Origin of the sequence: Marinobacter adhaerens HP15, from assembly GCF_000166295.1 — a bacterium.
GTDB lineage: Bacteria > Pseudomonadota > Gammaproteobacteria > Pseudomonadales > Oleiphilaceae > Marinobacter > Marinobacter adhaerens.
Map to the genome: position 1 here is coordinate 4,127,888 of NC_017506.1, position 15,045 is coordinate 4,142,932.

At 58.5% G+C, this 15,045-nt stretch carries 16 protein-coding genes; 9 read left to right on the top strand and 7 right to left on the bottom strand.

Annotated features, from left to right (window positions below):
• Positions 1 to 68: 68 nt before the first annotated feature.
• The gene (locus HP15_RS19260; protein WP_041645913.1) at positions 69 to 305 is read right to left on the bottom strand and encodes a hypothetical protein; all 237 of its coding nucleotides are present in this window, start codon (positions 303 to 305) and stop codon (positions 69 to 71) included.
• Positions 306 to 318: 13 nt separating this feature from the next.
• Positions 319 to 1,803: a DUF4331 domain-containing protein gene (locus HP15_RS19265; RefSeq protein WP_014579018.1), complete on the bottom strand. Its 1,485-nt coding sequence runs from the start codon at positions 1,801 to 1,803 to the stop codon at positions 319 to 321.
• Between the two features lie 154 nt (positions 1,804 to 1,957).
• On the opposite strand from HP15_RS19265, the gene HP15_RS19270 reads away from it, so the two are divergent.
• Positions 1,958 to 2,515, top strand: coding sequence for a sigma-70 family RNA polymerase sigma factor (locus HP15_RS19270; protein WP_041645914.1), 558 nt, complete (start codon positions 1,958 to 1,960; stop codon positions 2,513 to 2,515).
• A complete protein-coding gene (locus tag HP15_RS19275; protein WP_014579020.1) occupies positions 2,512 to 3,213 on the top strand; it encodes an anti-sigma factor in 702 nt (233 codons plus the stop codon). The genes HP15_RS19270 and HP15_RS19275 overlap by 4 nt, the downstream gene beginning before the upstream one ends.
• A gap of 7 nt (positions 3,214 to 3,220) precedes the next feature.
• Here the strand turns inward: HP15_RS19275 and HP15_RS19280 are convergent, their stop codons facing one another.
• Positions 3,221 to 4,642, bottom strand: a complete 1,422-nt coding sequence (locus tag HP15_RS19280; RefSeq protein WP_014579021.1) for an HDOD domain-containing protein — start codon at positions 4,640 to 4,642, stop codon at positions 3,221 to 3,223.
• Between the two features lie 211 nt (positions 4,643 to 4,853).
• On the opposite strand from HP15_RS19280, the gene HP15_RS19285 reads away from it, so the two are divergent.
• From HP15_RS19285 to HP15_RS19295, 3 genes are all read left to right on the top strand, one after another.
• A complete protein-coding gene (locus tag HP15_RS19285; RefSeq protein WP_008176987.1) occupies positions 4,854 to 5,861 on the top strand; it encodes a methionine ABC transporter ATP-binding protein in 1,008 nt (335 codons plus the stop codon).
• Complete coding sequence (locus tag HP15_RS19290; protein WP_008176989.1) at positions 5,861 to 6,526, top strand: methionine ABC transporter permease; 666 nt, start codon at positions 5,861 to 5,863, stop codon at positions 6,524 to 6,526. The genes HP15_RS19285 and HP15_RS19290 overlap by 1 nt, the downstream gene beginning before the upstream one ends.
• Positions 6,527 to 6,714: 188 nt before the next feature.
• Positions 6,715 to 7,497 (top strand): MetQ/NlpA family ABC transporter substrate-binding protein, encoded by a 783-nt coding sequence (locus tag HP15_RS19295; protein ID WP_014579024.1) that lies wholly within the window; start codon positions 6,715 to 6,717, stop codon positions 7,495 to 7,497.
• A 78-nt stretch (positions 7,498 to 7,575) separates the two neighbouring features.
• Here the strand turns inward: HP15_RS19295 and HP15_RS19300 are convergent, their stop codons facing one another.
• Both HP15_RS19300 and HP15_RS19305 read right to left on the bottom strand, forming a co-directional pair.
• Positions 7,576 to 8,229: a peroxiredoxin gene (locus tag HP15_RS19300; protein ID WP_014579025.1), complete on the bottom strand. Its 654-nt coding sequence runs from the start codon at positions 8,227 to 8,229 to the stop codon at positions 7,576 to 7,578.
• Positions 8,230 to 8,351: 122 nt separating this feature from the next.
• A complete protein-coding gene (locus tag HP15_RS19305) occupies positions 8,352 to 9,713 on the bottom strand; it encodes an alanine/glycine:cation symporter family protein (RefSeq protein ID WP_014579026.1) in 1,362 nt (453 codons plus the stop codon).
• 182 nt (positions 9,714 to 9,895) lie between these two features.
• On the opposite strand from HP15_RS19305, the gene HP15_RS19310 reads away from it, so the two are divergent.
• The gene (locus tag HP15_RS19310; RefSeq protein WP_041645917.1) at positions 9,896 to 10,327 is read left to right on the top strand and encodes a CBS domain-containing protein; all 432 of its coding nucleotides are present in this window, start codon (positions 9,896 to 9,898) and stop codon (positions 10,325 to 10,327) included.
• A 29-nt stretch (positions 10,328 to 10,356) separates the two neighbouring features.
• Positions 10,357 to 11,199, top strand: coding sequence for an S-formylglutathione hydrolase (gene fghA, locus HP15_RS19315; RefSeq protein WP_014579028.1), 843 nt, complete (start codon positions 10,357 to 10,359; stop codon positions 11,197 to 11,199).
• A gap of 14 nt (positions 11,200 to 11,213) precedes the next feature.
• Here the strand turns inward: fghA and HP15_RS19320 are convergent, their stop codons facing one another.
• Positions 11,214 to 12,338, bottom strand: coding sequence for an HD-GYP domain-containing protein (locus HP15_RS19320; RefSeq protein WP_014579029.1), 1,125 nt, complete (start codon positions 12,336 to 12,338; stop codon positions 11,214 to 11,216).
• 5 nt (positions 12,339 to 12,343) lie between these two features.
• On the opposite strand from HP15_RS19320, the gene HP15_RS22415 reads away from it, so the two are divergent.
• Positions 12,344 to 12,568, top strand: a complete 225-nt coding sequence (locus HP15_RS22415) for a hypothetical protein (protein ID WP_169702191.1) — start codon at positions 12,344 to 12,346, stop codon at positions 12,566 to 12,568.
• Positions 12,569 to 12,615: 47 nt separating this feature from the next.
• Positions 12,616 to 13,626: a GGDEF domain-containing protein gene (locus HP15_RS19325; protein ID WP_014579031.1), complete on the top strand. Its 1,011-nt coding sequence runs from the start codon at positions 12,616 to 12,618 to the stop codon at positions 13,624 to 13,626.
• Here HP15_RS19325 and HP15_RS19330 read toward each other — a convergent pair.
• Positions 13,590 to 15,011, bottom strand: a complete 1,422-nt coding sequence (locus HP15_RS19330) for an MATE family efflux transporter (protein WP_014579032.1) — start codon at positions 15,009 to 15,011, stop codon at positions 13,590 to 13,592. The genes HP15_RS19325 and HP15_RS19330 overlap by 37 nt on opposite strands.
• Positions 15,012 to 15,045 lie beyond the last annotated feature (34 nt).

The following is a 15,045-nucleotide window of genomic DNA, read 5'->3' on the forward strand; positions in this document are numbered from 1 at the left end:
TCCTGCCCCGAAGGGCAGGCAAAGAAAAGACCGGCCCGAGAAAGCGGGAAAACCGGCCATGTGGAGTTTTATTGAAGGAGGTCATCGAAAGCCTGTGGATTGTTCTGGTCATTGAAACTCAGGTCGACTCCGTTGACGTTCTCCGGCTGGGCCTCGTCGGTAGTCCGGTCGAACTGGGTCTTAACAAACTCCGTGAAATCAATGGTCGGAGCCGGCGCCTCCGCCCGGCTGTTCGACCCATCGAAGCAGCCGGCCATGAATAGCGACATCGCGCAGATCGCCGTGAGCTTTGTGAGTAATTTCATAGCCATCTCCCGGTTATTCGTTAGGTGAACCGGCGATAGGTGTCGCCAGGTAAGGGAACGACTCGTAGTCCGCAGACAGGCTGGCAGGATCTGCTGCCAACTGGACGCCGTCGGTGTACTCGAGGCTGCCATCGGGCGCATCGGCGGGGTCTGCCAGTACACCCATGGCGACGCGAAGCGCAATGTCGACGGTGTCATCGTAGGGCCGGCGGCCATTCGGGAAGCCGGCGTTGTCACCCGCCAGAACACCAAGATCGCTCTGGCTGTCCAGCGGCGTTGGCGCAACGGCGGGCGTCAGTCGCAACATTTCGGAGGCAGTTACGCCCTCGGGCATGTTGACTCCCGGTACGCCAGTGAGGAATGCCGTGACAAGATCGTTGCGCGGAAAGTTGTTCGGTGCAGTCACGGGGAACAGCACTTCCAGCAGCTCCGGCAGTGTCGGGTGTGTCACATAGGCGGCGAACTGACCATCATCCTTGGGTTCGCTGGCGTTGAAACGGTCTTTGTCCTTGAGTCCGATAACTACCTCATTTACCAGCGGCATGCCCAGGCGGGAAACCTGGGTGTAGGCTCCGCCTTCAACGGTTGCACCACGGCTTTCACTGCTGGGGGCAGGGTTGATGATGCGTGCCTGACGAACGCTCGCCGTTGTCCAGGCACCGATGACCGGCTGGCCGTTGGAGTTCATGGCGGTGCCGGTCAGGCACTCTGTAGGTACCTCCAGGGCAAAGGAGGTCACGTTCTTGTCGGCCAGATCACCGGGACCTTCTCCATCCCGGGCGCCCAGGGGGTTGGTGTTCACCAGGTCAAAAATTTCACCCAGGTTCACTGCAAACGCCTCCTGGCGCTGGCCGACAAATACCCGGCCGTTGGTGCCGCAGCCGGGAATGGCGATATCAAACACGTGTTGGCTGGCGTAGCCGGCGTAATCACCAAAGGACTTCGCACCAATGTTATCCAGGGGTTTGTCAAAGACTTCAGTACCGGTGCTTACGTTGGTGGCGGCTTGCACGGCCCCCGTGCGGCGATCGCCGGAAATGACATCCACTGTGTAGGTTTGCCGCAACTGGACGTTGGTGTCGTCACTTGCATCGCCAATGTTCTTGAGGGGAACGGACACCATCCGCTGGTCGCCATCCGGCCCGACCGGCAACTGAAGGTCGTTCAGGTTGTCTTCCAGTTGGAAGCGGAACGTCAGGTCCTCAATGGCATCGCCGTCATTGTCGACGTGAATTTCATAGATGGCATCGTCATCCAGATCAAAATAGTTGGGACCGCCATAGGCGTCCTGCAGTGGCAGGTAATTGGCAATCAGGGTCACGAAATCGCTTCGGCCACTCTCGTAGCTCCGGAACATATAGAAGTCCGTTCCGTCGACTTTAGGAATTTCGGTGATGAAGGGTGCTTCACGGTGACTTGAAGCCTGGACCAGGCCAGTGGCGAGGCAGGTTCCGGCCACGGCGATAGCGAGGCTGGACCGTTTCAGAATTGTTTTCATGTCGCTTTCCTCTTTGTGTTTTGTGCGTCGGAGGAAGGAACGAGCGGGCCCGTTGAAAAGTTGCAGTCGCTGGGAAAATTCTTTTCGGCATAAGCGCAACTTCCGCTTCCGTGCGCCCGTACCTGGGGCATAAACCATAACAACGAGGGTGTTTATGGCTTCTGTCGAGGTAAATCAGGATGAGTTGATGCGACTGCTGCGTTCCGTAGCCAGGAAGGATCGACAAGCGTTCCAACAACTCTACAGTCAGGTGGCGGCGAGAATGTTTGGCCTGTGCGTCAAGCTCGCGAACCATCGTGAATTGGCGGAAGAAGCGATGCAGGAGAGCTTCATCCAGATCTGGCATCACGCGGGCGAATACCACCGGGATCGGGGCGCGCCTCTGGCCTGGATGATGACCATTGCCCGCTACCGAACTCTTGATCTGATGCGCGCCCGGAAAGTACGGCAGACGGCCGGCGATGAGCACCTTGAACAGGTTGAGGACAAGCGGGGTGGGCCTATGGATGATTCGTTGCGCACCTCCGGCGAGGCACAGCTGACCGGCTGCCTGGAAGAACTCAGCGATGTTCAGCGGGATAGCATCCTGCTCGCCTATTACCGGGGCTTTACTCACGATGAGTTGTCGGAAACTTTCAATTCTCCGGTAGGCACCGTTAAGAGCTGGATTCGAAGGGGGCTTATGGCGCTTAAGAGGTGTCTTGAACGATGAGAAAATCACCTGAGCGCGTAGAGATTCTCGCAGCGGAATATGTTCTGGGATCCCTCAAAGGCCCCGCCCGTCTCCGCTTTGAAGGATGGATGATGGAGTCAGGCCGGGTACGCCAGGAAGTGTGGTTCTGGGAACAGCAGTTGGGCGCGTTATCGACGGCCGCACCGCAGGAAACCCCGCCGCCCCGAGTATGGTCAGACATTCAAAAGCGCTTGTGGCCGGAACAGGCCACAACGACAGCCGAGTCCCCGGCAAAAACCGGTTGGTTCTGGCCAGGCTGGGGCTTGATGGCAACGGCTGCGGCGGTTCTTTTCGCAGTACTGTTGCTGCAGCAGCCGACCCCGGGTGTGGAGCGACCCTTGTTGGCCGGGGCAATTATCAAGGCCGATATGGGCGATCCGCTGTGGCTATTGAGTGAAACCGGTAGTGGTAACCTGCTGAAGTTGCGCTCTGTTGCCGCAGGCACCGCCGAGTCAGGCAAAGATTATGAGCTCTGGGTTGTTCCGGAGGATGGTGAGCCACTTTCTCTCGGGGTCCTCCCGGCGGGTGACACTCATGAGGTGGCGCTGTCGGATGAAGCCCAAAGCTCCTTGACCCGCAGCCGGACCCTGGCAATCAGTCTTGAACCCGAAGGCGGTTCACCGACCGGATCGCCAACCGGGCCGGTTTTGCACGTCACCAGGCTCTACGAGCTCTGAGTCAATGCTAATGGGTAGAGAGTAAGGTCAGGCACAGCTGCGCGTTCTGGATGAAGTGGCCGAACGCTGATAGCTGCTCTTTTGAGGGCAGGTAAGCACCGGCTGCATTGTCGGCATAGAACAGACCGACCAGCCTTCCATTTGCCTTGATCGGGCCAATCAACGCCGGCACTTTGCCCAGCCAGCGATCATACGCCACGCCTTCGGCGTTTGGTTTTGGTTCGTAGATGCTGCAGTGGGCATGAGGCAGAAGCGGGCCCAGTGGCCCGGTGCCGTCCTTGGGAATCACGAAGTGTTCACGCCATTCCTCGGTGCCGCGGCCGCCGAGTTTTCTGGGCACCAGTTCGTTGCCGGTGCGGTCACTCATCAACAGGGCGACTCGCTGCATACCAATAGCCCGGTGTATGCCTTCAATTACCAGCTGACAGACTTCGTTGATATCCGGTTTCTCGGCGAGGCAATGGCTTAATTCGCGCAGGATTTCCAGCTGCAGCTCCGCATCCATGTCCGGCGCCCTTGCGCCGGTGTCGCCTGATTTGCCCTCGGCGCCCGGCATCATGGCAGTGACTTGCGGAATGCCCAGGGAAACGGCCACGCGGGTAGCCTCCGATGCGTTCACCTTGAGCTGGTCGCGAACCACCGCCGGGGGCTCACCAATATCCCTGCCCAGGCGTTCCAGTACCTTGTCCATGTCCGGACCGCTCCAGCCCTGTTCTGACAGTCGGGCCATTTCCACGGAATTCCGCACCAGGCTCGAAGCCATGGAATTGGCCTGACCCGGAGACACAACATCCCTGATAAATGGCCCGAGGGACCAGGCCTCCACAAGACCGCGGGTGATTTCGGTAAACGTTGAGTGCAGAACGGCTTTCTGGGCCTCAACCGGCGGTTCCTCAAGCCGCAGTCGTTCCTCGAGTTCCGTCGCCTGTTCTGTCTCGCAGGACCAGAACGCCAGCTCGCCGATGTTCATCAGCAAGGCCCCGATAAAAACCTCCTCCAGGGCCGTTTCATTCCGTTTGGGCATCAGACACCGGGCCTGAACCGCGGCGTGAATGGCTCGTGCCAGGCAGCGCAAGAGGTGCGGGCGGTCGTTGCGTTTCAGGAGCGCGTCGACGATCAGCGAGGAAATGGCCATGGATTTCACGGCATCGAAGCCGATCAGGGTAATGGCCCGACTGACCGTGCTGACCTGCGTCCGCGTCTGGTTGTAGAACACGGTGTTGGACAGTCTCAGCACCTGGGAGGTGAGCTGGGCATCGTTGAGGATGACGTTGGCCAGTTCGTTGACCGTGCTGTTTCGGCTGTCCGTCAACTCGTTGATACGCTTGAGAGTATTGGCCAGAACCGGCAGCTCGACCTTGCTGAGATAAGTGACCCATGCCTGGGTAGAGTTCATCCGTGAGGGCGTTGGCTGTTTTTCAATGGTCACGTTTTGGCATCTCTGGGTGGCGCGGCTCTCGAAACGGAGGGAAATTAAGGTTCTTGTGACATCCAAGTTTAGTTCAGGGCTGTGGCGGATGTCAGGTAACCGTTTGTGTAGGGATATCTACCCACACTGAGAATCATTCCGGAATTCGGGTTTGCCAACCGAATGGGCTATAATCGCCGGTTTTTAACGCTGCACCCACAAGGCGCTGATCGTGATTGTATTTGACCAGGTACAGAAGTCGTATCAGGTAGGCGGCCGGGCGATCCCCGCGCTTCATCCCACCGATATGACCATTGAAACCGGCGAGGTATTCGGCATCGTTGGCCATTCCGGCGCCGGTAAATCGACGCTGGTGCGTCTGATCAACCTGCTGGAACCACCCACCGGCGGTCGTATTCTGATCGACGACGAGAACATCACCGACTACGACGCTGCCGAACTCCGTGCCTTTCGCCGCAAGGTGGGAATGATCTTCCAGCACTTCAACCTGCTGTCGTCGAAAACCGTGGCGGACAACATTGCCTTCCCCATGAAGCTGGCGGGCATCTACTCGAAGACCGAGATCCGTGACCGGGTTGAGGAACTGCTGGCCCGGGTGAGCCTTACCGATCACGCCAACAAATACCCGTCGCAGCTCTCCGGCGGGCAGAAACAGCGAGTGGGCATTGCCCGCGCCCTGGCCTGCCGGCCCACGATCCTGCTGTGCGACGAAGCGACCAGCGCCCTCGACCCGCAAACGACCCAGTCGGTGCTGAAGCTACTTGCCGACATCAACCGTGAGCTGGGCCTGACCATCGTACTGATCACCCATGAAATGGACGTGGTGCGCCGGGTCTGCGATCGCGTGGCAGTGATGGACGCTGGTGAAGTGGTCGAAATGGGACCGGTCAGCGAGGTGTTCCTGCACCCGAAGCACCCGACCACACGAGACTTTGTCTTCGAGAGCGAAAGCATTGACCGGGACGAACTCCAGGAAGACCTGAGCAAGGCCAGCGGCCGGATCCTCCGCCTGACCTTCAAGGGCGAATCCACCTATAAACCGCTGCTGGGCAGCGTTGCCCGGGAATCCGGCGTGGATTTCAGCATTCTTTCCGGCCGAATCGACCACATCAAGGACACACCCTACGGCCAGCTGACCCTGTCACTGGTGGGCGGTGATCTTGAGGTGGCCATGCAGGCGCTCAAGGCTGCCGACGTTCACGTGGAGGTGCTGCGCTGATGGAAGACCTGTTAAGCAATGTAGACTGGACCGAAATCGGCTGGGCCAGCTGGGATACCCTGGTCATGGTGGGTATGTCCCTGCTGTTCAGCGTCCTGATCGGCCTGCCCATCGGCGTTCTTCTGTTCCTGTTCGGCAAACGCCAGCTGCTGGAACAGCCGGTGGCCTATGCGGTGCTGTCGTTCGTGGTGAACGTGCTCCGTTCGGTGCCATTCATCATCCTGCTGATCGTTATGATCCCCTTCACCGTAATGCTGATCGGCACGTCCCTGGGCGTGGCCGGAGCAATCCCGCCGCTGGTGGCTGGCGGTGCGCCGTTCTTTGCACGGTTGGTGGAAACTTCCCTGCGAGAAGTGGACCGCGGCATCATCGAGGCCACCCAGGCCATGGGCGCCAGCGTTAAACAGATCATCTTCGGTGCTCTGTTACCAGAAGCGCTGCCAGGCATCATTGCCGGTATCACCGTTACTGCGATCACTCTGGTTTCCTACGCGGCCATGTCCGGCGTTATTGGTGGCGGTGGCTTGGGCGACCTCGCCATCCGCTTCGGCTATCAACGATTCCAGACCGACGTAATGGTCATTACAGTCGCGCTACTGGTTATTTTCGTACAGGTGCTGCAGATGGTCGGCGACCGTCTGGTTCTGTACTTCAGCAGAAAGTAGAAAAGCTGGATATAGGCCGGTGGGCGGTCGGAGTACCCTTCCGAAAACGTGGAGCGCCAGGGATGGCGCGACCGAGCCCTACACGGACGTATTCACGGGCGTTTTTCGGAAGGGTACTCCGACCGACCGCCGGCCGTACTCCGAACCCGAACTCATTTGTTCAAGATGCTCAACAGGAGAATCGATCTATGAATCTGAAGAAAACACTCGCAGCACTGGCTGCCGCAGCCACGTTCTCCGGCGCCGTTGCTGCCGAAGAACTCTCCGTAGCTGCCACCCCGGTTCCCCATGCCGAGATCCTGGAATTCGTGAAGCCTCAGCTGGCCGAGCAGGGCGTGGAACTGGACGTGAAGGTATTCACCGATTACATCCAGCCGAATATCCAGGTGGACCAGAAGCGGATGGACGCCAATTTCTTCCAGCACCAGCCGTACCTGGATGAATTCAACGAAGGCCGTGGTACGAACCTGGTAACCGTGACCGGCGTTCACGTTGAGCCGTTTGGCGCCTACTCCAGCAAGATTGAGTCGCTGGACGAGCTGAAAGAAGGTGCCGTGGTTGCCATTCCGAACGACCCGACCAACGGTGGCCGTGCGCTGCTGCTCCTGCAGAAGGCCGGCGTGATCACCCTGAAAGACGAGAGCAAGATCACTGCAACACCCCGTGATATCGCCGATAACCCGAAAGATCTCGACTTCAAGGAACTGGAAGCTGCCACCCTGCCCCGTATCCTGAACCAGGTCGACCTTGCGCTGATCAATACCAACTATGCGCTGGAAGCCGGTCTGAACCCGTCTGAAGACGCGCTGGTGATCGAGGGCTCCGAGTCACCTTATGTGAACATCCTGGTCGCCCGTCCGGACAACAAGGACAGCGAGGCTATGCAGAAACTGGCCGCGGCCCTGAAGTCTGATGCGGTTCGCGACTTCATCATGGAAAAGTATGAGGGTGCAGTGGTTCCGGCATTCTGATTGCCTGATCCACGACCATGAAAAAGGCCGGACAGCGAATGCTGCCCGGCCTTTTTTATAGGCTTAAGAGGCTAGTGATCAGTCACCGCTCCAGTTGGCTTTCGGGTCTGGTGTCATCCGCAGGTAGGATTTGACAGCCTTGTAGCCTTTCGGGAAGCGTTGCTTGATTTCTTCCTCGTCCTGAAGGGACGGAACGATAACCACATCTCCACCACGCTCCCAGTTGCCCGGGGTCGCGACCTTGTGTTCGTCGGTCAGCTGCAGCGAATCGATCACCCGCAGAACTTCGTTGAAGTTACGACCGGTGCTGGCCGGGTAGGTAATCATCAAGCGAACCTTCTTGTTCGGGTCGATCACGAACAGCGAGCGCACGGTAAGGCTGCTGTCGGCATTCGGGTGAATCATGTCGTACAGCTGGGACACCTTGCGATCATGGTCTGCAATGATCGGGAAGTTTACCGCGCAGCCCTGGGTTTCATTGATGTCCTTGATCCACTCGTGGTGGGAATCGACCGGATCAACGCTCAGTGCGATGGCCTTGACGCCGCGCTTGGCGAACTCGTCCTTCAGTTTGGCGGTCAGGCCCAGCTCGGTCGTGCAGACCGGGGTGAAATCCGCCGGGTGCGAGAACAGCACGCCCCAGCTGTCGCCCAGCCAGTCGTAAAACGAAACCTTCCCTTCACTGGAGTCCTGTTCAAAATCAGGGGCGGTATCTCCGAGACGTAAAGTCATGTGTACTCTCCTTTGATCATGTTAGTGACAATTTCGTTTGTTATTCCGGCCCTGAAACGGCCGGGTTGTGTTCTGAGTGTATACGACAAACCTTGGTGCCAGATGAAGCAATTACAAGGGGCTCAGACCCCCAGCGCTTTCTCCTTCTCAAAATGCTCACGGGTGAGCTTGAACACAATGGGGCTTAGCATCAGCAGGGCAATCAGGTTCGGCAACGCCATCATGGCATTCAGGGTGTCTGCCACCAGCCAGACAAAGCCCAGATTCAGGGTGGCACCCACCGGGATAGCCAGAATCCATGCAATGCGGTACGGCACGATGGCCTTTACGCCGAACAGGAACTCAATGCAGCGCTCACCATAGAACGACCAGCCCAGAATGGTTGTGAACGCAAAAACCGCGAGGGCAATGGCTACAAGATAGTTGCCAACGCCGGGCAGCGCCTCCTGGAATGCCATGGAGGTCAGTGCCGCCCCGGATTCCCCGGAGGTCCAGGTGCCGGAGGTGATAATCACCAGTCCGGTAATCGTGCAGATGATAATGGTATCGATGAAGGTGCCGAGCATGGCCACCATGCCCTGATTGATCGGGTTTCGGGTTTGTGCGGCGGCATGGGCAATGGGCGCGGAGCCCAGGCCGGCTTCATTGGAGAAGATGCCACGGGCCACCCCGAAGCGGATGGCTGCCCAGACTGCCGCACCGGCAAACCCACCCTCGGCGGCGATGGGGCTGAAGGCATGTTTGATCACCAGGGCAAAAGCGGCAGGAATATCAGCGGCATTGATAGCCAACACCACAAGCCCGGCGAGCAGATAGGAAACTGCCATCAACGGCACCAGGGCGCTGGCGACATGGCCAATCCTGCGGATACCGCCGATCAGGACCATACCCACCAGAACCATTAGAACGAGGCCGGTCACCCAGTGCGGCAGCCCAAAGTTGGTCTCCATGACATCGGCAACCGAATTTGCCTGCACAGTATTCCCGATGCCGAAACCGGCGATGGCGGCAAAGACGGCAAACAGGACGCCAAGCCAGGCCCACTTGCGACCCAGGCCGTTGCGGATGTAATACATCGGGCCGCCCACGTGGGCACCGCGTTCGTCGACTTCGCGGAAACGCACCGCCAGGACCGCCTCGGAGTACTTGGTGGCCATGCCCACAAGGGCCGTAAGCCACATCCAGAAAAGCGCGCCGGGGCCCCCAAGGAACACGGCTGTGGCAACCCCGGCAATGTTGCCTGTGCCAACGGTGGCTGAGAGCGCTGTCATCAACGCCTGGAACGGCGGGATTTCACCCTCGGATTCAGATCCCGCGGCGGAGCGGCCTTTCCACATCAACCGGAAACCGGCGCCCAGCTTCAGCACCGGCATCAGCTTCAGGCCTAGGCTGAGGAATAGCCCGACGCCCAGAATCAGAACCAGCATGGGTGGGCCCCAGACCAGCCCGTTTATCTGCCCTACGAATTCAGAAATAGCTTCCATGGGATCTCCCTCTGTCTGCCATGGATTGGTTTGGATTTTTGACCCGGATTGGGTATAACCGGCTGAGTTTAGTCAGAAATTTTCCCATGTAAACCGATGGCCCGGTAAAAGTGGTGGATTCAGGGGTGATTGCCTATGCTCATTACAATGGCGACCATCCACCGAGGAGAGAGATTCTGCCCATGCGTTCACTCAAAGTTTCAGATGTCATGTGGAACCACATCGAGCCGGTCCGTTGCGGCACGCAGCTCACCAAAGTGGTGAAGACGCTGCTCCACAACCACGTAACTGGTCTGCCGGTCGTTGATGACCAGCGCCATGTGATCGGTTTTATCTCCGAGCAGGATTGCATCCATGCACTGCTGGTCAGCGGCTATCATCGAGAGGGCGACCCGCTTGTTGACGATGTCATGTTCCGGAAACCGGTCACGATTTCGGCAGAGATGTCGGTGGTCGATCTCGCCCAGAACCTCGGTGCCGGCAAGCCAAAGGTGTACCCTGTTGTGGATCACGGCAAACTGATCGGTATTGTCACGCGTACTGCTATCCTGGCCGAGCTGGCTCGCACCGGCTTTGGTCTGGAGCCGCCGAAGCACGCCAGTGCCGAATACTGAAACACACTTTTCCCAAAATTGAGGACACTATGGAACTCCTATCCACGAACGTCAGTTTCGAAGGCGAGCACCGCCGCTACCGGCATACCTCCGCTACCCTCGAATGCGACATGGAATTTGCGGTGTATCTGCCGCCCGTGGCTGTGGGCTCCAACCCGAAGAAGGTGCCAGTCCTCTACTGGCTGTCGGGGCTGACCTGCACCGACCAGAATTTCATGCAGAAAGCCGGAGCCCAGAAACGGGCCGCTCAGCTGGGGATGGCGATCGTCTGTCCTGACACCAGCCCCCGTGGAGTGAACCTGCCGGGCGAGGATGACAGTTATGACTTTGGCTCCGGCGCCGGCTTCTACATCAACGCCACAGAGCAACCCTGGGCACCCCATTACCGGATGTACGACTATGTGGTGAAGGAATTGCCGCAGTTGATCGAGAATGCATTGCCGGTAACAGACAAGCGCTCCGTCAGCGGCCACTCCATGGGCGGCCACGGCGCTCTGATCTGCGCCCTGAAGAATCCGGGCCGCTACGCCTCGGTGTCGGCGTTTGCGCCCATCGCCAACCCAACCGAGTGCCCCTGGGGCCAGAAAGCCTTCAAGGGCTATCTTGGAGACGATCCGCGAAGTTGGGAAGAATGGGATGCCACATTGCTCATTCCCACCGCTCGGGAGCGGTTGCCGCTACTGGTGGACCAGGGCACGGCGGACGAGTTTCTGGACAGCCAGCTGAACCCGGATGCGCTGGCGGACGCATGTGAGAAGTTCCACCATCACATCAACCTGCGCATGCACCGGGGCTATGATCACAGCTATTTCTTCATTGCCTCATTCATTGATGATCACCTTGATCATCATGCAAAAGCACTGGGTTTATAGCATGGTGACGTTGGTCAGGAGCGGAAGCCCCAGACCAGGCTGAAGTCCATGGAAGGCATGACTTCCGGCTCTTCCAGGGACTGGATGCCGAAATCCGGCTCGCTGGTGTCCCGCTCGAAGGTGCCGGTGTAACGGTTGCCACGGGGACCGAAAATGGCTTTGACGAAAGGTCCCCGGGCTCGCACCGGCCGGCGGGTAACCACGCCCACTTCGTTGTTTTCCAGACGAACCAGAATGCCGGGCGGATATTCCCCGAGAATCTGCAGCAGGGCCTTGGGGATGGCCGGTCGGAACTTGCCGTCGGCCAGGTTGGCAATCAGCTTCCGGGCGTCGGCCACATTCATGCGCTGCCGGTAGGCCCGTTTGGTGATCATGGCCACGTAACGCTCTGCCAGCGCCAGGATCTCCGCTTCCGGCCGTATTTCGGTGCCACTCAGACCTTTCGGATAGCCGCTTCCGTCGGCCTGCTCGTGGTGTTGCGCAATGATGGTCAGCAGCAGCTTGTTGTCGATACCGGCGGCCTGCAGGGCCTGGATGCTGCGCTCGGGGTGTTTGCGAATGACGCCGCGCTGTTCATCGTTCAGCACTGTATTGGACGCATTCAGCTTGTCGGCGATGGGCACGAGGGCAAGATTGGCGGTAAGAGCAGCGGTAGTCAGTACAGCTACTCGTTTCTCCTCCAGGCCGAATTGCCGGCCAATGAACTGGCAAAGAATGGCGTAAAACAGGATCTGTTCGTATATGACCGGACCGATCGAGTAGAGGTGAACCAGTGCCAGGGTTGCATCGGGTGATTCCGTGCAGGTGCGCTCAATCATTCGGGCGAGACCGAGGAGCCGTTTTTGGGCCGAAGGATCAGAATCGGTAATGGCTTTCAGGGTTGCTTCGAGGGAATGGAGCAGGTCCGGGTAATCGGCAAACGGGTTCCTGTCCCGGGTATCCTCGAACACTTCTTCCTGAGGGCGTTCGATCTTGCGAGGTTTGAATCGGCCGCGCTCGAACAATTGTTCCAGCTGGGAATCTGTCTGAATCACATAGCCCTGGCGCAGAAGTATATTACCGTCTGCATCGTAGACGTCCCAGGGCAGGGGCCGGCCGATGGTCAGCGCCCCGGGCGCAATTCGGACAAGTTCGGTCAAATCAGGTGTCTCTGGTACAGGTTAATTGTGTCGCCAGTGTAACCCCGAATGCGGCTGGGGCTCCACTGGCGCAGGCTGGCTCTGGCCAGGAAGCAGTGTGGTTTTACCTGATTTTACCGCTGCCCCTGTTTTGGGAGGAAGAAAAAATGAGCAAGCGTTCACACTTTGTCTTTTTTGATAGAGAATATGTAAAGAATCGTTGTCCTTTAACGATCATTCAAATTGGTTGAGCTATTCTGGAATTCTGGATAGTACTTTTGTCGGACGAAAACGCTAAATGCTCCATCGCCTCAAGACCGATTTCCGATTATCGATCATCACCCTGCTGGGGGTGAGCGCGTTTCTGGGGATTACTCCATTTGCCGTGATGCGCTACCTGCAGGGCAATCTGCTGGCCGGACTGGTGGATACAACGATTCTTCTCGGTATCTGCTCTGCGCTGGTCTATGCATGGGTAACCGGGGACACGCGACGAAGTGGCGTGGTTGTCGCCAGTGTTGCTTGTGGCGGCGCGGTCGTCGTGGGCATTGTGGTAGGCGAGCCGGGACTGTTCTGGTTATACCCGTGTCTTGTCACTACCTTCTTTCTTGTTAATCCCAGGATTGCGGTAGCCCTGAACATTGTCTCGGTCATTGCTCTGATGGTTCATGGTGGGGCTTTCCGCTCTGATGTCCAGATGTGGTCGTTTGCTTCAACGGCCTTTGTGGTCAGTGCCTGCGCCTACGTCTTTGCCCACAGGAACCACGATCAGCGGGAGCGTCTGGAGCATCTGGCAACGATCGATCCGCTGACCGGCATCAAGAACCGGCGCTCAATGGATCAGGAGCTGGATCTGGCGGCAGCGAATGCCGAGCGTACCGGTTTGCCCTATGCCCTGGTCATGCTGGATATCGATCATTTCAAGAAGATCAACGATGAGCATGGCCATGGCGTGGGCGATGGTGTCTTGACCGATCTGGTGGCGCTGCTGAAACAGAACACCCGCAAGTCAGACCAGCTGTTCCGGTACGGTGGCGAAGAATTCGTACTGCTCCTGCCGGGTGTCGATGGCATTGGCCTCAAGGCCGTGATGAACAACCTGCAACAGGTGCTGCGCAAATACATGAAGCACCCCGGCGGTTCGGTGACGGCGTCGTTCGGCGTGGCACTGCTCGAGCATGGCGAGAGCGTTGATAGCTGGCTGGCCCGGGCGGATGCGGCACTCTATGAGGCCAAGGAAGCTGGCCGGGATTGTGTCGTATTTGCCGATGCTCAGCGCACGCCGGAGCTTGCAGCCGAAACGGCCTGACCGCTATTGGGAGCAAACAGAAAGAGTCTGCACCCCAGCAGAATGCTGGCAGAGGCTAGGCCCCCTGTGAGGCCTACCCAGAAGCCGGCTGCGCCCATGGCCGGCACCAGCCAGTCCATGAACGTCAGTACATACCCCAGTGGCATGCCGACGCCCCAGAATGAAAACAGCATGATAAACATCGGAATCCGGGTGTCCTTGTAACCCCGCAAGGCGCTGATGCAGGTTACCTGGATAACATCGGCAATCTGGAACAGGGCCGCAAACATCAGAAGCCTCACGGTGACCGCCTGTACCTCGGTATCACTGGTATAGAGCGCAGCGATCTCCCGGGAGAACACAAACAGTAGTATTGCAAAAACCAGCGCTGTAGCAGCCGCCAGAATCAGTGAACTTCGGGAGATGAGGCGTGCGGTGGCGGGCGCCCGGGCACCGATAAGGAAGCTGACCCGGAGAGTCAGCGCCATACCGATGCTCAACGGCAGCATGAACAGTAGAGATACCACGTTCAGGGCAATCTGGTGCCCGGCCACCACCACCGGGCCAAGGGGTGCCAGAAACAGAGCAATGACCGAGAACAGGCTGGCCTCGACAAAGATGGTGAAGCCGATGGGCACGCCGATGCCGAGGATGTAGCGCATGCCTGCCAGGTCCGGCTTCACCCAATCGGCAATCAGGTGAAACTGACGGTAAACCCGGCTTCGGTTCAGATACACGAGCAGTGCCGCTGCCGCGACACCGTTGGAAATGGATGTGGCCCAGCCACAACCGACACCGCCCATCGCAGGTAGCCCCAACTTGCCGTAGATGAAGATGTAGTTCATCGGCAGATTGATCAGTGTGCTGAGTACAGAGAATGCCATGATCACGCGGGTGTGCCCGAGGCCATCGGTCAGGCCCCGTAGTGCCGTCATTAACAGCAGCGCCGGGATGCCCCAGGCGAAGGCGTTGAGGTAGCCCTGGGTGATACGTGCGGTATTGGCCTCCAGGTTCAGAAGCGCCAGCACCGGGTGCACGTGGGTCAGCAGCAGGATCATGATCACGGATCCGGCGGCGGCCAGGTAGAGCCCCTGCCAGGTTGCAGGCATGATTTTCCCCACCTCCCGGGCACCGTTGTAGCCGGAAATAATGGGCTGCAGTGCCCCCAGCATGCCCATGAAAAACAGGAACAGGGGCATCCACAGGCTGCTACCAATACCCACTGCCGCAAGATCCTCGGCACTCGCGTGGCCGGCCATGATGGTATCGATCACGCCGTTGGCCATCTGGGCCAGTTGGGCGATCAGGATCGGCCCGCCCAGAATGGCGAGGGTTCGCCACTCTGTCAGTGTTCTGGTGACCAGCGGCTGGCGGGGTTCCGGTAATGGCTGGTGGATCTCATCCATGGGGTTTTATCCCGTGTTTCTGCACTGCAAGTTT